We start from the raw sequence: 19,044 nt of genomic DNA, 5'->3' as shown, positions 1-19,044 counted from the left end.
GTGTAAATAACAATGCGTTAAAAAGGGTAAAAATAGTTGTTGACTTGTTTATAAAATGATATTCCTTAAATTGAACACATCATATCTTAACAATTTATTCATGTAATGTATATCAAAAAATAAAAACAATAACAGAACTATTATTGTTATATTAGATATAAACAAAACAACATGATGACAGAAGAGTTTATCACCATTCCTTTAATAAAAAATGATCATTTGAATCATTTTGAACTTCACATCGGAGAATATCAAGCTTTTATCGAATATAAAGAAAGACCTAGCAAAATTTGGCTTACGCATACGGAGTCTGCTCCTCAACTCGCAGGTCAGGGTGCTGCAACAGCTGTTATTGAAAAGACATTACACTATTTAAAAGAACATCATTATACACTTTTTCCATTGTGTCCTTTGGTATACGCTTACATAGAAAAACACCCTGAATGGAAGGAAATTGTGGATCCAAGTTTTGAAGGATTTATGGAAGATAAGTAGGTATTAATCTTATTTTCAGGTTAGAAAAAAATAATTGTTTCAACAAATTAGGACTGCAATCCATAAAATTAAGTTACCTTTGCAACTTACAAATACATAAATAAGATTGCAATTTCAAGATTTAAAACTCATAGCGCCAATCCTTAAGGCATTGGACGCTGTCGGATATACTACTCCTACTCCTATTCAGGAACAGGCGATTCCCATTATTTTCAGAAAAAATGATTTATTAGGTTGCGCTCAAACAGGAACTGGAAAAACAGCAGCTTTTGCTATTCCTATTCTGCAAATGTTAAGCTACTCAAAAGTTAAAACTGCGAAAAAAAATATTCGCGCGTTAGTGTTAACACCTACTCGCGAATTAGCTATTCAAATTGAAGAAAACTTTAATCAATATTCAAAAGATCTACCTCTTAAAAGTCTCGTGGTTTTTGGAGGTGTAGGTCAACAACCTCAACGTGATGCTCTAAAAAGAGGTATTGATGTATTAATAGCAACACCTGGTCGCTTACTTGACCTATATGGACAGGGATATATTGATTTAAAACATTTAGAATTTTTCGTTCTTGATGAGGCTGATCGTATGTTGGATATGGGATTCATCCATGATGTAAAAAAGTTAATCAAGCTCATTCCTGAAAAAAGGCAAACATTATTTTTCTCTGCGACGATGCCCCCTGAGATTCAGAAATTAGCCAATCATATCTTAGTTGATCCCATAAAAGTTGAAGTCACGCCAGAATCGACTACAGCCGAAAAAATTCAACAAGAGGTATATTACGTTAAGAAAAATGATAAGAAGGATTTATTGATCCATATTTTAAAAGAAAAAAATATCAGCCATGCATTAGTTTTCTCAAAAACAAAACATGGAGCAGATCGAATTGTAAAGGATCTTGCAAGAAAGAATATTCAAGCAGCGGCTATCCATGGTAATAAATCTCAGAGTGCTCGTCAAAATGCACTTAGAAATTTCAAAGATAGAACATTACGCATTTTAGTAGCAACAGATATTGCTGCTCGTGGTATTGATATCGATGAATTAGCATTTGTTATCAATTATGATTTACCAAATATTCCTGAATCTTATGTACACCGTATAGGGCGTACGGGTAGAGCTGGTAAAGATGGACAAGCGATTTCATTTTGTGATGAAGAAGAATATGCATTCCTCTTAGATATTCAAAAATCTATCCGTATGGATATTCCATTAGTGGAAAAACATCCTTATGCCCTACATATTACAGGGGTAGCACCCAAAAAGCCTGCAGCAAAAGCAACTGGCAGACCTGCAAGAAAAACCTCTTCTAATCCAAGAAATGGTCAAGGGGCAGGTCATAGTAGTGGAAATGGCAATAGAAGAAATAATACAGGCGCTCGATCTGAAAACAGAAATAGGGGTGGAAATTCTTCAAGAAGAAGAGATTCTTCTGTTTAGAATATATTAAAAATAAAAAAGAGAGGTTTTAGCCTCTCTTTGATTTTTTATTACCATACTCCCGATCGCGTTCGAAAGTGGTCATATGCCTTTCTTTTTTGACAGGATATACATCAGCAATTGTAATCAAAATACCCGTTTCTTCTACTTCACCAAATTCATCATTGATTGCTGTACCGAATGATTTCATTGTTGGAGAAAGATTCATATAAGTATTGATCAATGGAGGAATGTTCTCACCTAATGCGCGAACCTTACTGTTTAATAGTTTATAGGATTCTTTATAATCCAACCCATCAAACATACCTTCATACTTAGAAAAATCATTTTCACAATTTAAGCTAGGTAGTGGTACTACTAGATTTTCCTTATCTGGAAAATGATATTCCATAAAATAAAGCAACATATCTCTTGCTTCTTTATTATAATGCGGATACATCGTTACTTTACCAAAAAGATATTTAATATCTGGATTGATCATGACCAACGCACCAAGACCATCCCACAAGTTATCCAACGAGAAGATACCTTTTCGATTGTCAATAGCAGGTTGAAATTTTGGTTGTACAAAAGATCTTCCTAACTCAATGGTATAAGGTAAATAATCCTTTTTAAAACGTTCAGAAAACTCAAAATAATGCGCCGTAGATAAATTAGGAACGCCATCTATAATCGCTGCATCTGTACATTTAATCACACGGTATCCTGCGACAATCTCCTCTTCATCAGGATTCCAAGCGATTAATTGATCATAACAATCTGCACAAGTATCATTTTCATCAATATCAATGGATAGTCCTGTACCTCCTCCAGCACCTCTAAAAGTCAATTCTCTTAATCTTCCAATCTCACGCATCACATTGGGTGCATGATGATAGTTGATTAAATATATTTCGTTATTTCCATTGTTGGTATATCGTATAAAAGCGTCCTTTCCTAATTCTGCTTTTAATAATTTTCTATCAACTGGAGCAATAATTTCTTGCATAATTCTATTTTTCTTGAGACATTCCGTAAACCAATCGTTTCACCTCTTCGGCCCACTTTTTTTCACCTTTAGATTGATCAAAATGTGTGTAAGATATTTTCTCGCCAATGACAATAGTTACTGTCTGGTTGCGTTGAGAAAACATTTCATCAGGCAGATAAAGCATTTCCAAATTTGCCTTTAAGCCAATCTTTTGTCTTAGCCTTGCAAAATTATAAAAAAAGTTAGAGTTTTTACCCTCAATATATACCGGTACGATATTTTTTTTATATTTCTTTGCTTTATTTATAAAACTTTTCTTCCATTCGAGGTCTTCAATACGACCATCACTCTGTTTCCGAGAAACTAAACCTGCAGGAAATACTAATAGAGCACTGTCAGAAGCATAGGCTTGTTCAATTGCAGCAATGCCATCCTTGCCTTGCCCTCCCAATTTATTAACGGGTATGAAAAGAGGTTGTAAGTTCCCGACATTCATCAATATATCGTTCACTAAAAATTTGACGTCTTTACGATACTGTCCTATTGCATGCATAAAGGCTATTCCATCTAAACCACCTAATGGATGATTGGATGCAAAAATAACACTTTCGTCAGTAGGGATATTTTCTGCACCTTTTAGTTTTACATGAACTCCCAAATCCGCAATTAAAGCATCTACAAAATCTAATCCCTGCAAATCTGCAAAGCGTGTCATGATATCATTGATATCATCTTCGTGAATAGTGCGTTCTAAATATTTCAATAAGAAAGATGGAATCCATTTCGCTAATTTTGGACTTTTCTTTCGAATAACTTCTCTTACTTCAATGAATTTTTGATTTGCAACTTCACTCATAAAATTTCAGCACTATGATTTAACTTCATTATATATTTAAAATATAAATCGCACTTTTGTAAAAATAGATAAAATTCGCACAATCCATTATTAATAATGGATAAAGTGTGCAAATTTTAAGTAAAAATTTAATGACGCCTAACGACGTTAATCTTTTTTGTTAATAAAAACACTTTTATTTAAACATTTTATTAAATTTAGAGTCAATAGTATACAGATAAATAATTGACATGTATATAGCGAACATCCCTTTATCACAAAACACGACCATAAAACAAACAGATACCATCGCGTTTGCTTTAGATCGTATGGAGGACTTTCAATTTCATTTATTACCTATCGTAGATGGCGCTAATTATTTAGGGTATATTACCCAAAATGACTTATTAAATGCGCTAGATGATCAATTTACTATTGCGACGATCCATTTAAGAACAGATCCCATCTATATTAAGGCAAACCAACATCCTTATGATGCCATTCGTTTAATGACAGCTTATCATATTGATATATTACCTGTCTTAGATGAAAATAATACATTCATGGGTATGTTAACTTCTTTAGAATTGTTGAAAGCCATTTCTATATTACAATCAATGAATGAAATAGGTGCTGTTGTTGTTTTGGAGATTGGTATTCACGATTTTTCATTGTCTAAAATTTCGCATCTAGTAGAAGCTGAAAATTGTCAAATACTCAATTGCGCTACTCAGGCAATTCCAGAAAAATCATCGCTTGAAGTTACTTTAAAAGTAAATAAATCAAATATAGCTAGTCTACTATCCTCTTTTGCTCGACAAAACTATAATGTAATAGAAACATTCAATACGTTACAAGAATTTGATGACTTAGAAGATCGCTATCAACAATTAATGAATTACATCAACATTTAGCATTACGCTACTTTTTTCTCATCTTTGACGAATAATGCACAAATTACTGCTAGATAAAAATACTGTACAATATGAGAATAGCGATTTATGGTAGAGAATTTAGTCCTTCGGTTATTCCCCATGTTCAACATTTATTAGCATATTTAAAGGGGGAAAAAGCTGAAATTTGGATTTATGACAGTTTCTATCAATTTTTAAAAACACAATTCAAATGTTCTGAAAGTTTTTCCACCTATACTTCTAACCAAGATTTACCGATTGATACAGACTTTATGCTCAGTTTAGGTGGAGATGGGACGATGTTATCCGCAGTATCTTTAATACATAACTCTGGAATTCCTATAGCCGGTATAAATTTTGGAAGATTAGGCTTTCTAGCCACAATCAACAAAACGGATTTTGAACCGTACATCGATCAAATCATTGCTAAAAATTACCAAATACAAAAAAGAGCACTATTGGCTGTAGAATCTCCCAACAGAGAATTGTTTGGAGGAAATAGTAATTATGCACTTAATGACATTACTGTTTTTAGATACGATAGCTCTGCCATGATCACTGTAAATGCTTATTTGAATGGGGAACTTTTAAATTCCTATTGGGCTGATGGTTTGATCATCGCAACACCAACGGGATCTACGGCATATTCTCTTAGCTGTGGAGGACCAATCATTATGCCTGGAAGTGGTAATTTTGTTATTACACCAATTTCACCCCATAATTTAAATGTACGACCAGTAGTAATATCATCTGAATTTGAATTAGAACTGGAAATTGAAAGTCGTTCGGAAAAATATATTTTAAGTTGTGACTCTAAAAATGAAACAATGGAAAGTCATGTAAAACTAAAAATAACGAAAGCTCCATTTTTCATTAATTTAATCCGATTGGAAGGTGAAAGTTATTTCGAAACACTTCGCGAAAAACTTCTTTGGGGGATAGATGTTAGAAATTATTAATATTAACATTATTTCTAATTTGCTATTCATCAAAAAGATTTATCTTTACCGCCAATAATGTTTTGAATCGTTCAACCATTATTTGTTCTCTAACTTTCCTAACTGGAATAGCAAGCAAGTTGAGTAGTAGACGGATCGCAAATACAGCTTCGATTTATTAATAGGAAGAGGTTTAGTATTTACATCTAGCTATTGTACAAGATCAGCTAGAGGATTGTATCATTTTCTATAGGTAAGAAAAGGAATAGACTAAAGTTGATTACTATGTTAATTTTTAGACCTTTTTTATCTTGTTTTACTTATTACGACAAAAGTAAAAAAATCTGCTATCAGGGTAAATTAGCCTGATACAGCATATTTGAATAGATAAATGATTAAAAATAACACGCTTTCATACATTTTAAATGATGTTATTACCCGTCATCAAACTGGTAAAAGTAAAGAAACAGAACATGAGCACAATAGATCATATTGATAGAAATAATCTTCCCCAACATATAGCCATTATTATGGACGGTAACGGAAGATGGGCTAAAGAAAAGGGCAAACTACGTATTTTTGGACATCAAAGTGGCGTAAAAGCAGTTCGAGAAGCTCTGGAAGCTACCGTTAAAGTTGGTGTTAAATATTTAACTTTATACGCGTTCTCTACTGAAAACTGGAATAGACCTCGATTGGAAGTCATTGCGCTAATGGAATTATTGGTTTCCTCTTTGAAAAAAGAAATCAAGACTTTTCAAAAAAATGGCGTTCGGTTGAATGCCATTGGAGATTTATCTAAACTTCCTAGAAATTGTCAAGAAAAATTGGAAGAGACTATCGCGTTAACAGCAAATAATAGTAATTGCGTATTGACCCTTGCTCTTAGTTACAGTTCCCAAGAAGAAATTGTACAAGCAACAAGAAAAATTGCCGAAAAGGTTGTTAAAGGAGCGTTAAATATAGAAGAAATTACAACAGAGACGTTCCAACAAAATCTATATACATCAGATTTACCCAATCCAGATTTATTAATCCGAACCAGTGGAGAGTACAGAATTAGCAACTTCCTTTTATGGCAGATTGCTTATGCTGAATTCTGCTTTTTAGATAAGATGTGGCCCGAATTTTCACAAGAAGATTTATTCACAGCCATTCTAGACTATCAACAAAGAGAAAGAAGATTTGGAAAAACTAGTGAACAGATCTAATCTTTATTAGTAACTTTGCTGACTAATTATTAACCTTCATCCTTGCTGGTTCTTAAATTTTTCTTAATTAACAAAAATTAACAACTGATTGATGTACTTTAGCATCAATAAAAATTTATAAATGAAGCGCATACTATTTGTTATATTATTTTTAGCATGTACCCAAACACAATTCGCACAAGCTCAAGTGAATGGAACTGCTATAAACCTGAATGACCCTACACAAATAAGTTATTTATCCCCGAAAGACTATATTATTGGTGGTGTTACAGTTTCTGGAACACAGCATCTTGATAACAATGTGTTAATTACGATATCAAAACTTGTCGTTGGTCAATACATTGAAGTTCCGAGTGAAGCAACATCAAATGTTGTAAAAGTTATGATGGCACAAGGTCTTTTTGATGATGTGCAATTATGGGCTGAAAAAATTGAAGGTGAAACTATTTTTCTAAATATACGCGTAGTTGAAAGACCTCGTTTAACACGTATAGATATTAATGGTTTAAGTAAAAGTCAAACTGAAGAAGTTCGCAAAAGATTAAATGACAATGCTGGAAAAGTAGTTAATGAAAACTTAATTAACACAACCCGCAATACCATCCAACGATTTTTAAAAGAGAAAGCCTATCTATATCCTGAAATTAAAATCAGCACCTTAAAGGATACTACACAAACGAATAATGAAATATTGGTAGCAGATGTTGATCGTAAAAATAAAGTTCGCGTACAAAAAATTAATTTTACAGGTAATAAAGAATTTAGTCAAAAACAACTTCGTAAAAATCTGAAAGGTGTTAAACAAAAAACTTGGTATCGCATATTTGGCCCAGGTAAGTTTAAAGAAGAAAAATATAAAGAGGCAAAGGAAACATTAGTTTCTAAACTACAAGCGAAAGGATTCCGCGATGCTGAAGTTCTCAAAGATTCAGTTATCAAAGTTGACGATAAAAATGTAATCGTAGATATTGAGGTTTATGAAGGTCCAAAGTATTATGTTGGTAATATCAAATGGTCTGGAAATGCCAAATATACAGATACTGTATTAAATAGAATCTTAGGTATACGTAAAGGTGATGTATTCAGCGAAGAGAAATTAACGACCAAACTAATGGGGCCATCGCGTAATAGTGATGATATTTCATCCTTATATATGAATGATGGTTATTTAACATTTTCTATTGATCCTGAACAAACTAGAATATATAACGACACGGTTGACTTAAACCTTCGCGTATATGAAGGAGCACAATACACGATTAACAATGTATTGGTTAAAGGTAATGATGTGACAAATGACAGAGTTGTATTACGTTCTATTCGTACCAAGCCAGGTCAAAAGTTTTCAAAAGAGCTCATTATGCAATCCGTTCGTGAAATCGCACAATTAGGTAATTTTGATGAACAAAAAACAAACCCTCTTCCAATAAACTTAAACCATGCTGAAGGAACAGTTGATATCTTATATAATGTTGCAGAAAAACCTTCTGACCAAGTTGAATTATCAGGTGGTTATGGTGCTGGACAAATTATTGGTACATTAGGTTTAACCTTCAATAACTTCTCAACAAGTAACTTCTTTGACAAAAGTTCTTGGAAACCACTTCCTCGAGGAGATGGTCAAAAATTAAGTATTCGTGGACAAACTTCAGGTAAACGTTATCAATCGTATAGTTTCTCATTTTCAGAACCTTGGTTAGGTGGTAAGAAACCAATCTACTTTGGATTAAGTGCTTATACTTCGAGTTCTTCTTATGGTGGATTCAATTATTATACAGGAGAACAAGTCGTAAAAGATTCGGAGTTAAATCGTATTTGGATGTCCGGTGTAACCGCAACTTTAGGTAAGCGTTTACAATGGCCAGATAACTGGTTCCAAGCAAATACTTCTTTATCATTCCAACGTTATAAATTACAGAATTATGCAAACTATTTCTTGTTTGATAATGGTACAGCTTATAATATCAACTTAACACAGGAATTCAGCCGCAATACCATCGATGCACCTATCTATCCAACTTCAGGGTCTAATCTTAAGTTCTCGGTGCAATTGACACCTCCTTATTCTTTATTTAATGACATTAACTATCAAACTGCTGATAATAATGTTAAATACAAATGGACAGAATACCACAAATGGAAATTTGATTCACAATGGTATGCAAAGATTGCTGGTAAATTGGTCTTCAAGGCACAAGCACAATTTGGTTTCTTAGGACGTTATTCTAACAAAACTGATATCTCTACATTTGAGCGTTTCAAAGTTGGTGGTGATGGTATGCAGGGTTTTGACTTCTTACAAGGATCGGAAATTATTGCAATGCGTGGATATGCAAATGGTGTGATTATCCCAGAAGGAACACAAAATGTTAATATAGCAAGAAACTCAGGAAGTCCTATTTATACGAAATACCAAATGGAGCTAAGACATCCTGTGATGTTAAATGAGCAAGCAACAGTTTTTGTGTTAGCTTTTGCAGAGGCTGGTAATACTTGGAATAAATTTTCTGAATATAATCCATTCAAAGTAAGACGTTCTGTTGGTGTTGGTGCACGTATTTTCTTACCTATCTTTGGTATGTTGGGTATTGATTATGGTCATGCATTTGATCCAATTCCAGGATTACCTAGCAGTACTTGGAAGCAAAACTTTACATTTAGTATCATGCAAAACATGGGAGGATTTTAATTCTCCTTAAACTTTTTATCATAAACGTTGTCATATAGAAGAAATTCATATATTAGTTGAAAGTATAATCAAGAATAAGATGAAAAAAATAGTTTTATTAATAGCATTTGTTGTAGTTACCGTGTCAACTACTTTTGCACAGCAGTTTGCTTATGTAGATTCAGAATATATTTTAAAACATATTCCTGAATATACGTCCGCTCAGAAACAATTAGATGATCTATCCCAAAAATGGCAACAAGAAGTAGATCAGCAATATGCAGAAATTGAAAGATTATATAAGGCTTATCAAAATGACCAAGTTTTATTAAACGAAGATATGCGTAAACGTCGTGAGGATGAGATTGTGAAAAAAGAAAAAGAGGTAAAAGATTATCAAAAGCAAAAATTTGGTTTTGAAGGTGAATTATATAAACAACGTATTCAATTAGTACAACCCATCCAAGGACGTGTAACAAAAGCAATTCAAGATTTAGCGGCATCTCAAGGAATAGATATTGTATTAGACAAAGGTCAAGAAGCAACATTCCTATATGCCAATCCGAAACTCGATAAAAGTAATGAAGTCATTACTAAATTAGGTTTTAAACCTAATGCAACACTTGCAAAGTAAATATTTGTTTATTAATATTGCGAGAACGAATACCGAGTATTGTTAATTATTAAAATTAGAAACACAAACTTGTCTCAAAATAATTTTAAAGAGGCAACTAAGATTAAAATGGAAAGAATGAAAAATTTATTTAAAGGTGCAATTGCATTTGTAGCAGTTTTTTTTGCAACTCAGTTAGCTCATGCTCAACAAAAAATTGGACACATCAATTTTGCAGAAATTATCCAGTCAACTTCAGAATTCAAAACAGCGGAAGGTCAATTGAAGACGTTGAGTGATGGAAAAACAAAAGAGCTTCAAGATATGTATGCAATGTATCAAACAAAACAAAAAGAAGCGAATGACAAAGCTCGTAATAGAAGTGAAGCGAATAAAGAAACTGTAGATCCTGAATTACAAAAATTAGGAACAGAGCTACGTGATATTGAAACTCGCATCAACGAAAATCAACGTGTTGCTCAAGAGGAATTAAACAAAAAAGAAGAAGAGTTACTTTCTCCTATTCATAAGAAAGTAGCTGAAGCTGTTACTGCTGTATCAAAAGAAAAAGGTTTTGCTTATGTATTTGATATTTCAAGCACAAACATCCCTTACTTTCAAGGTGGTGATGATTTAACTGGAGCCGTTAAAACTAAATTAGGGATTTCGGCAACTGCTACATCAACCCCAGCTAAAAAATAAGTAAATCTATTGCTAAAATAAAACAGTATATAGCTGTTAAAAAAACAGTAGTCTCTTAAAAGGCTACTGTTTTTTTTTGCTTTTATCTTATTCCCTCCTCCCGCATTTCTCAATATAAACTTTCACTCGAGTTTATATGATAGATCTTAGATCAACTTGATATCCTGATGTTATCAAAAATAACTCGACAAATAAGTGCTCCTAATTTGTATTCTTCTTTTGCATATTAAAGATATACTAACCTGAGTTCGATTATTAATTTCATTTGTAGATTCCACACCTATCTGGGTTTGTAAGAACAAACGTGTCCTATTTTAAAATCGAGCTTAGGTTACTAGTCTCCACTTAAAAAATGAAATTCTTAATTATCGAAAAAGGTTATTAATTTTTAAAAATTATAAATAATATATTATGCACGCATACTATATTATTTATATTATATTTGTGTATACTGTGATAAAAAGATATGATTAACCAACTTATATTTGCATTATGCTTCATCAGTGCAATCGTACTGTTTGCCAAAAATGCCAGACAGATATATAAAAACATTAAATTAGGGAGAGCGCTGAACAGGACTGACAGACCTAAAGAACGTCTTAAAACCATGCTATTAGTCGCATTTGGTCAAAAGAAAATGTTTAAAAAACCTGTCCCTGCCATTTTACATCTTTTTGTATACACTGGTTTCTGTATCATCAATATTGAAATGATTGAAATTGTTATTGATGGCTTATTTGGCACACATCGTTTCTTATCCTTTCTAGGTGACTTCTATGCTTTTCTAATTAGCTCATTTGAATGGTTAGCATTTGCTGTATTACTCGGTTGTGTGGTATTTTTAATCCGTAGAAATGTTCTTCATTTAAAACGCTTAAATAGCCCTGAATTAAAAAACTGGCCTAAAACAGATGCTAATTTAATTCTGATAACGGAAATTCTATTGATGACCGCATTCTTATTGATGAATGCTGCTGATCAGAAATTACAACTTTATGGAAATTCACATTACATTGTTGCTGGTTCTTTTCCAATCAGCCAGTATCTAATGTCTCTTCTTCCTTCTGATGTGTCATCGTTGATTTTAATTGAAAGGACAAGTTGGTGGTTTCATATTTTAGGTGTTCTGGCATTTCTTAATTATTTACCTTATTCTAAACACTTACACATTCTGTTAGCATTTCCAAACACGTATTTTTCTAATTTGGATCCTAAAGGGAAACTAACCAATATGGAAAATGTAACAAATGAAGTGAAGGCGATGTTAGATCCAACCTTTACCCCACCTCCTACAGATCAACCAATACGCTTTGGAGCAAAAGATGTACAGGATTTAACCTGGAAAAACTTGTTAGACGCGTACACCTGTACCGAATGTGGTCGATGTACAGCTGCTTGTCCAGCTAATATTACAGGGAAGTTATTATCTCCTAGAAAAATCATGATGGACACAAGAGATCGTGTTGATGAAGTTGGTAAAAACATCCAAACCAATGGAACCTATGTTGATGATGGGAAATCTTTATTAGATAGTTATATCACACGTGAAGAACTGTGGGCATGTACAAGCTGTAATGCCTGTGTAGAGCAATGTCCTGTCAATATTAATCCGCTAGAAATTATTGTGGAGCTTAGGCGATTTTCTGTTATGGAAGAATCACAAGCTCCAGCCAGTATCAACGCGATGTTTGGAAATGTTGAAAATAATGGTGCTCCATGGAAATATTCTCAAATGGATCGTGCAAATTGGACTTCACAACAATAAGCTTTATATAAAATAAAAATCATGGAAAACGAATTACATGTCCCAACAATGGCCGAACTAATGGCTAAAGGTGAAACCGCAGATATTCTTTTTTGGGTAGGTTGTGCAGGAAGTTTTGATGAAAGAGCTCAAAAAATAACCCGTGATATTTGTCGTATCCTTCAACATGTAGGAATAAAATATGCGATATTGGGTACAGAAGAAAGCTGTACCGGTGACCCGGCCAAACGATCAGGAAATGAATTTTTGTTTCAAATGCAAGCAATGATGAACATTCAAGTTTTGGATGGTTATGAAGTCAAAAAGATTGTAACAGCTTGTCCACATTGTTTCAATACGCTAAAGAACGAATACCCGGCATTGGGAGGAAACTATGAATTGATTCATCATACCCAGTTAATCCAAAGTTTAATTGACGAAGGAAAATTAAAACCTGCCGATGGTCATGCCTTTCAGGGCAAAAAGATAACGTACCATGATCCTTGTTATTTAGGTCGTGCTAATGAAGTCTATGAAGCCCCTAGAAAAGTACTAGAAAGTTTAGATGCACAATTGATCGAATTAAAGAGATGTAAGAGCAATGGACTTTGTTGTGGCGCTGGTGGTGGACAGATGTTCAAAGAACCCGAGAAAGGCACAAAAGACATCAACATCGAACGTATAGAAGAAGTAATCAATAGCCAGGCTACAATTGTTGCTGCTGCCTGTCCATTTTGTATGACGATGTTAAAAGATGGGGTAAAGATCAAGGAGAAGGAACAAGAAATAGAAGTTCTGGATATCGCAGAAATAACGGTAAGAGCCAATAACATATAAAAAGAGGTCTGGAAAATTTCCAGACCTCTTTCCTTTAGTTACCATACTTTTGAGCATTTAAATTACTGATTGAATCTATTTGCCCCCATTTCATTTTTTTCAAGCTGGGAATTTAGTCTTCAATTTGCGATCTGTAAACACAACCCCAACTGCCTTTACATTCATCCAAAGCAAAAAACCAATACCAACTGCGAGAGCTAAGAAACTCAATAATATAGCCGGATGCATACCAAGAGGCTTCAGAAGATACAGCATCATGAAGTTGAAAAATACCAATATAATCATAATAACTTTTCCTAAGCGCTCTTCTTTTCGATATTTTGTGCTGTAACTTATGCTGTAACTGTTCATAGATGTACGTAACAATTTATCTGAAAATTCAGCTGAAGGTATATCCATTAGCTCTTGCTTGAGCAGGACTGCGAGTTGGTCATTCTCTTTTAATTTTCCTTTTTTCATAACAGATCTTTCAATTCTTCTTTTAATAAACCTTTAAGTGATTCCTCCAGTTTTCTTCTTCCTCGCATCAACCTCATTTTAATTGCAGATTTTCCAATCTCTAGTATTTCTGCGATTTCTGCGATACTTTTTTCTCCCAGATAATGAAGTGTTACCACAATCCTTTCCTCTTCCACTAGTTGTGCGAGCCCCAAGTTGATATATTCTTTCCGATCAGCTTGAAACAAACCATTAAATTCCTTTTTTTCATCCAGAACATATACCAAGTCACCCGATTCATCATTAAGCTCTACACTATCCATGCATCTTGAGCTTTTTTTCGTTAAAGCCGTATGGTAAACAATCTTATAAAGCCAAGTCGAAAACTTGGCTGCACTACGAAAAGTAGCCAACGCATTAAAAGCCTTCATAAATGCATCCTGTACCACTTCTTCTGCATTCTCTCTGTTCCCGCAAATTTTGAAGGCCACTGTATAAGCCAAGTTTCGATAAGTATCCACAAGATATTCAAAACCTTCCCTTTCACCGAGAATTGCTTTCTTTAAGTAATAATCTTCTTCTTTACGAATTTTCCTGAACAGCATGCTTGAGGCTAAATTGATTTCCTTATACTAATTGGTTAGACTATATATTAAAAACATTGGTCACAAATGTGACCAATGTTCAATACTTTCAGTCTTATTAGAAAATTAACAAAACTAATTAACATGGAAAGTACTTCAGCGGCATTATTTATATCTATATCCTTGGTCATATTTGGGATCAGCTATTATTATTTCACCACTAGGCACAAAGAGCGCATGGAAATTATCGCAAGGGGGCTTGCACCTGATCATTTCAAAGGCCAGTCTAATCCTTTACCTTTTTTACTTATACTAGGAATAATCAGTATCGGAATTGCACTTGGAATTGCAGCAGGTGTCACAATAAGCTTTTTTTTCCCCCTACAAAAACTAGAGATTATTATTTTTTGTGTATTTCTCAGTTTGGGTATAGCACTGATCTCCTCTTATGTCTTATTAAAACAAATACAAAAAAGAGGTTAGCATAACCGCTAAAACATTATTCATTCATATTTACATTAATTCTTAGAAAATGAAAACATCATTACAGGCATTGCTGTGCCTTATCTTTTCTATCCTTGCACCTGCAATTACCCTAGGGCAAGCCAACAATTATTTATTTGACTCATTGGCCACCGACGAACTTCCAAAGAACTCTCCAGGCACCGTAATTTACATTTCTCGAGGTGATCAGCTACTTTATAAAAAAGCTTTTGGCAAGGCAAACATCGAACTCGATGTGGACATGAAAACGGAGGATGTATTCCGCCTCGGATCGATCACCAAACAGTTTACAGCCTGTGCAATCTTGAAGTTGATGGAACAAGGGAAATTATCACTTACTGATGATATCCACAAATACATCCCAGATTTTCCACAAAAAAATGAAGCCATCTCTATTGAAGCTCTATTGACACATACTTCTGGAGTAATAAACTATACTGGATTGCCCAGTTTCACCGAAGAATTAAAACGAAAGAATTTAAGTCCTAAACAACTTGTGGATCTTTTTAAAGATGAACCTCTAGAATATAAACCAGGAACAGACTACAAATATTCTAACTCAGGCTACATACTGTTGGGCTATATTATAGAAAAAGTTACAGGAAAACCATATGGAGAATATATCGAAGAGACTATTTTTAAGGCTTTAGGGATGAATAATTCGTATTACGATAGCCCCACCAAACTGATCGATGGTAGGGTTTCAGGATATACACAGAGAAACGGACATTATCAAAACTCGGATTATCTAAACATGACCTTACCTTATGCTGCGGGTTCGTTGGCTGCTAACCCAGCGGACATTCAAAAATGGTACAGCGCTTTATATAATGGTCAGTTTTTACAACCCGAATCTCTAAAAAAAGCATACTCCTCTTATAGACTCAGCAATGGGCGGTTAACAGGTTATGGATATGGTTGGGAGATCGGCAATGTACAAGGAAGTGCAAGCGTTAAGCATGTTGGGGTAGTAAATGGTTTTTTTACTTATGTAGCCTATCTGCCAGAGGAAAACTTATTAATATCTATTTTTAGAAATTGCGACAGTCCTACTGATTTGGACATCCTTGCATCCAAAATGCTAGCTGTTGCTTTGGGAAAGCCTTATGATTATAAACCAATAACCATGACAGATGCTAAGTTGGAAACCTATCAGGGAGTATACAAGCTGGAAAATGGTGGTGAATACACCATCAGACTACAAGACGGAAACCTCATGTATTATAACCTTGGTGGTTTAAGAACCCGCTTGATCCCTTATGAAAAAGATCATTTCGTATTAGATAATAGCCTGACTATTTTCAATTTTAATAAAGACTCTTTTGGGAGGATAAATGGTTTTACGATCAAAGGTACTGGGCTACCTAACAAGGGGAATCGTAAAAACATTAAGGTCGTAGCGCAAAAGAAAATCAGGATACCGTTCAAGTTGTTGCAACGTTATATAGGTAGATATCAGTTTAATCCAGGACCTATTTTTGAAGTAGTTACAGATAACAATAAACTATTCGGACAAGTTGGAAACGATAGAAAAGAATTAGTTCCTTTCGCGGAACATGAATTTTTCGCTAGGGATTTGGATGCTTCCATCATCTTTAATGTCGATGCCAAAGGTAATGTTATTAGTCTGACCAAAATCCAAAATACTGAAATGATCGCTAAGAAATTTTAAATAAGTTATGACTATATGTACTATTAGGAAGTCAAAATATTTTGGTAATTATAGATTGTGGTAAACAATGGATCAACCAAAATTGAAATAAGAGTTTACAAATACCCTTATAATTTCCTGTTATTATTAAAGATTTTGAACAAAGCTGGAAGTTCTATACCATAAATTTGGCATAAAAAAATCGGACTTTGAAGTATTCAAAGTCCGATTAATACTTTAAGAATATATATTTAAAATTGTACCCAGAAGCAGATTCGAACTGCCACACCCATACAGGCGCCACCCCCTCAAGATGGTGCGTCTACCAATTTCGCCACCTGGGCCTATTTTCAAAATGGTATCGCAAATTTAATTGTTTTTTTAAATTCTACAAGCAATTTTTGCTAAGAATAGAAAATTTAATTCCCCTTCTACTTCAGTAGATTCTTTTTTATTAATGTTTGAATCACACCGTCCACTAAGCCCACGCGAGGTACCATGATTTGTTTTAAATGACCGTATCGCATGATCGTCATAAAAATTTCTGTAGCAGGAATAATTACATCGGCACGATCATCGTTCAACCCCAATTGCGTAATACGTTCTTTTAATGAATAAGAAGTCAAATAATGATACAGGGCTTTCAACTTTGCATAGGAAATCGGTTTATCCGCTTTTTCACTTGCTAAACGAGATAGTTTATTGATATTTCCACCTGTACCAATACCATATACTTGTTTGTACATCTTCGTATTATTCACAACCCATTCTTTCATATCTTCCCAAGTTTCTTGTTCATCTTGGTTATCTAAAATACGAATGGTGCCTAAATTAAAGGATTTTGAATTGACCAATTTAGCGTTAGCAAATAGTGATAATTCTGTACTACCACCTCCAACATCTATATATAGGTAAACCTTATCTAAATCCATTTCAGTATTCAAATGGCTATTATAGATAATTTCTGCTTCTTTCGTTCCATCAATAATATCGATATTAATACCGATCTCACGAACTTGTTTAACGACTTCTGGCCCATTGTCTACATCACGCATAGCAGATGTTGCACAGGCCATATAATCTTCTACGTTATAAACGTCCATAAGTTCACGAAATGCACGCATTGTTTTAACCAAATTTTCAGCCTTCTTCGGTGATAATTTGTGATGGATAAAAGCATCATCGCCTAGACGTAATGGAACGCGTAGCAGTGTATTTTTTTTAAAAGAAAAACCTTCTTTTTCTTGAATAATATCAGCAATTAAAAGCCTAACAGCATTTGAACCAATATCGATCGCAGCATACCTCACTTGAATACATTTTAAGTAATGAAATTAATTTTCCTTATGTGAATAGATAAATTATCTAATCACTAAGAGTATCATTTATTATTTCGAAAATATAAATAATAAATGAAGTCGAGATAATCTTAATGTTAAATTATTGTGAACAAGAGAATAATTTAACACAACGAAGGTTGTTCTAATATTTCTAATTGCCAGTATATTTGTTCTTCTGTGACAAAGTAAGGTTTATTATTTCTAATTTGCTCATATACCGCATCAAACAAAAACATATAGTTGCCTTTATTTGCTTTTATACTTTCAGAAATGATGTCACCATTTTCTAAATAGGTGAGTAATCCTTCTGCATGCTCATTCTCTTCGCCATAATGATTATCTAATGGCCAAATACCTGCAATCAATTGATTTTCCTGAACATCTGTACGATTTTTGACAAAAGTTCCTTGGGTGCCATGAATCAGAAAACTATATTGTGATTCAAGTACCAACATACTGACGGTAATAAAAACCGTAAGTCCATTATCATAAGTCAACAATATCGTTGCAAAATCGTCTACTTCAGAATCTGCCCGATGAATTGAAGTTCTTTTAACAGCAGCTGTCGGTTTTCCAAATAAGGAAATGACTTGATCTAATAAATGAGAGCCTAAGTCAAATAATATACCTGCTGCAGGTCGTTTCGTTTCTTTAAACACTTTTTGACCAATTTCTGTACGATAACGATCAAAACGTAAGTGAAGCTCTACGGCATCGCCTAATTTTCCTGATTCCAAAACTGATTTTAACGAGTTAAAGTCAGAATCAAATCTTCTATTATGATAAGGTAGTACAAATTTACCAACCCTCCTACCCAACTCAAATAGTTCTTTTGCTTCAGCAACCGTTGGTGCAAAAGGTTTTTCGATCAACACATGTTTTCCTGCTAGCAAAGCTTGCTTAGCAAAAGCAACATGGGTATCATTTGGTGTATTGACAATCACAAGTTCAATTGCTTCATCTGCTAATAATTCATCAATACTCATGTAACTGATGATAGAAGGATAATCTAGATGAGCTTTCTTTGTTGATCGCTCTACAATCGCCCGCAATTCGAAATGGTCATTACCAGCTATAAACGGCGTATGGAATATCCTTCCGGACATTCCATACGACATAATACCTGTAACTATTTTATTTACAGTCATTAAAATAAAGTTTT

18 protein-coding genes and 1 tRNA gene are annotated in these 19,044 nt (G+C 33.9%); 12 read left to right on the top strand and 7 right to left on the bottom strand.

From position 1 onward, the window contains the following. Window positions 1-171 precede the first annotated feature (171 nt). A complete protein-coding gene (locus LZQ00_RS02385) occupies window positions 172-495 on the top strand; it encodes a GNAT family N-acetyltransferase (RefSeq protein ID WP_234511600.1) in 324 nt (107 codons plus the stop codon). A gap of 106 nt (window positions 496-601) precedes the next feature. Further along, window positions 602-1,933, top strand: coding sequence for a DEAD/DEAH box helicase (locus LZQ00_RS02380; RefSeq protein WP_234511598.1), 1,332 nt, complete (start codon window positions 602-604; stop codon window positions 1,931-1,933). A 28-nt stretch (window positions 1,934-1,961) separates the two neighbouring features. Here the strand turns inward: LZQ00_RS02380 and LZQ00_RS02375 are convergent, their stop codons facing one another. Both LZQ00_RS02375 and LZQ00_RS02370 read right to left on the bottom strand, forming a co-directional pair. Continuing rightward, window positions 1,962-2,921: a GNAT family N-acetyltransferase gene (locus LZQ00_RS02375; RefSeq protein WP_234511596.1), complete on the bottom strand. Its 960-nt coding sequence runs from the start codon at window positions 2,919-2,921 to the stop codon at window positions 1,962-1,964. 4 nt (window positions 2,922-2,925) lie between these two features. Then, window positions 2,926-3,759: a 1-acyl-sn-glycerol-3-phosphate acyltransferase gene (locus LZQ00_RS02370; protein WP_234511595.1), complete on the bottom strand. Its 834-nt coding sequence runs from the start codon at window positions 3,757-3,759 to the stop codon at window positions 2,926-2,928. Between the two features lie 230 nt (window positions 3,760-3,989). Between LZQ00_RS02370 and LZQ00_RS02365 the strand changes: the two genes are divergently transcribed. From LZQ00_RS02365 to LZQ00_RS02330, 8 genes are all read left to right on the top strand, one after another. Further along, on the top strand, window positions 3,990-4,652 hold the full coding sequence (locus tag LZQ00_RS02365; RefSeq protein ID WP_234511593.1) for a CBS domain-containing protein: 663 nt from the start codon (window positions 3,990-3,992) through the stop codon (window positions 4,650-4,652). 71 nt (window positions 4,653-4,723) lie between these two features. Then, on the top strand, window positions 4,724-5,611 hold the full coding sequence (locus LZQ00_RS02360) for an NAD kinase (RefSeq protein ID WP_234511591.1): 888 nt from the start codon (window positions 4,724-4,726) through the stop codon (window positions 5,609-5,611). A 407-nt stretch (window positions 5,612-6,018) separates the two neighbouring features. Continuing rightward, window positions 6,019-6,801, top strand: a complete 783-nt coding sequence (locus LZQ00_RS02355; protein WP_262910929.1) for an isoprenyl transferase — start codon at window positions 6,019-6,021, stop codon at window positions 6,799-6,801. Window positions 6,802-6,922: 121 nt separating this feature from the next. After that, window positions 6,923-9,490 (top strand): outer membrane protein assembly factor BamA, encoded by a 2,568-nt coding sequence (gene bamA / locus LZQ00_RS02350; RefSeq protein WP_234511587.1) that lies wholly within the window; start codon window positions 6,923-6,925, stop codon window positions 9,488-9,490. Between the two features lie 79 nt (window positions 9,491-9,569). Next, a complete protein-coding gene (locus LZQ00_RS02345; RefSeq protein WP_234511586.1) occupies window positions 9,570-10,103 on the top strand; it encodes an OmpH family outer membrane protein in 534 nt (177 codons plus the stop codon). Window positions 10,104-10,142: 39 nt separating this feature from the next. Beyond that, window positions 10,143-10,784, top strand: coding sequence for an OmpH family outer membrane protein (locus LZQ00_RS02340; protein ID WP_234511584.1), 642 nt, complete (start codon window positions 10,143-10,145; stop codon window positions 10,782-10,784). A gap of 466 nt (window positions 10,785-11,250) precedes the next feature. Further along, window positions 11,251-12,549, top strand: coding sequence for a (Fe-S)-binding protein (locus LZQ00_RS02335; RefSeq protein ID WP_234511582.1), 1,299 nt, complete (start codon window positions 11,251-11,253; stop codon window positions 12,547-12,549). Between the two features lie 21 nt (window positions 12,550-12,570). Continuing rightward, window positions 12,571-13,365 carry a (Fe-S)-binding protein gene (locus tag LZQ00_RS02330; protein ID WP_234511580.1) on the top strand — a complete coding sequence of 265 codons (795 nt, stop codon included), beginning with the start codon at window positions 12,571-12,573 and terminating at the stop codon, window positions 13,363-13,365. A 99-nt stretch (window positions 13,366-13,464) separates the two neighbouring features. On the opposite strand, the gene LZQ00_RS02325 is transcribed toward LZQ00_RS02330, so the two are convergent. Beyond that, entirely contained in the window at window positions 13,465-13,824 is a 360-nt protein-coding gene (locus LZQ00_RS02325) for a hypothetical protein (protein ID WP_234511578.1), read from the bottom strand. After that, window positions 13,821-14,408 (bottom strand): RNA polymerase sigma factor, encoded by a 588-nt coding sequence (locus LZQ00_RS02320; protein ID WP_234511577.1) that lies wholly within the window; start codon window positions 14,406-14,408, stop codon window positions 13,821-13,823. The genes LZQ00_RS02325 and LZQ00_RS02320 overlap by 4 nt, the downstream gene beginning before the upstream one ends. Window positions 14,409-14,531: 123 nt before the next feature. On the opposite strand from LZQ00_RS02320, the gene LZQ00_RS02315 reads away from it, so the two are divergent. Both LZQ00_RS02315 and LZQ00_RS02310 read left to right on the top strand, forming a co-directional pair. Next, on the top strand, window positions 14,532-14,870 hold the full coding sequence (locus LZQ00_RS02315; RefSeq protein ID WP_234511575.1) for a DUF6249 domain-containing protein: 339 nt from the start codon (window positions 14,532-14,534) through the stop codon (window positions 14,868-14,870). Window positions 14,871-14,919: 49 nt separating this feature from the next. Continuing rightward, on the top strand, window positions 14,920-16,563 hold the full coding sequence (locus tag LZQ00_RS02310) for a serine hydrolase (protein WP_234511573.1): 1,644 nt from the start codon (window positions 14,920-14,922) through the stop codon (window positions 16,561-16,563). A gap of 239 nt (window positions 16,564-16,802) precedes the next feature. Here the strand turns inward: LZQ00_RS02310 and LZQ00_RS02305 are convergent. The 3 genes from LZQ00_RS02305 to LZQ00_RS02295 all read right to left on the bottom strand — a co-directional run bounded on the left by LZQ00_RS02305 (window position 16,803) and on the right by LZQ00_RS02295 (window position 19,030). After that, window positions 16,803-16,886, bottom strand: a tRNA-Leu gene (locus LZQ00_RS02305). An 87-nt stretch (window positions 16,887-16,973) separates the two neighbouring features. Continuing rightward, entirely contained in the window at window positions 16,974-17,852 is an 879-nt protein-coding gene (locus LZQ00_RS02300) for an exopolyphosphatase (RefSeq protein WP_234511571.1), read from the bottom strand. A gap of 152 nt (window positions 17,853-18,004) precedes the next feature. Then, window positions 18,005-19,030 (bottom strand): Gfo/Idh/MocA family oxidoreductase, encoded by a 1,026-nt coding sequence (locus LZQ00_RS02295; RefSeq protein ID WP_234511569.1) that lies wholly within the window; start codon window positions 19,028-19,030, stop codon window positions 18,005-18,007. Window positions 19,031-19,044: the final 14 nt, after the last annotated feature.

The organism is Sphingobacterium sp. SRCM116780, from assembly GCF_021442025.1.
Taxonomy (GTDB): Bacteria; Bacteroidota; Bacteroidia; order Sphingobacteriales; family Sphingobacteriaceae; genus Sphingobacterium.
The sequence above is the reverse complement of the archived record's forward strand: the minus strand, read 5'-3'. Positions and strand labels throughout refer to the sequence as shown.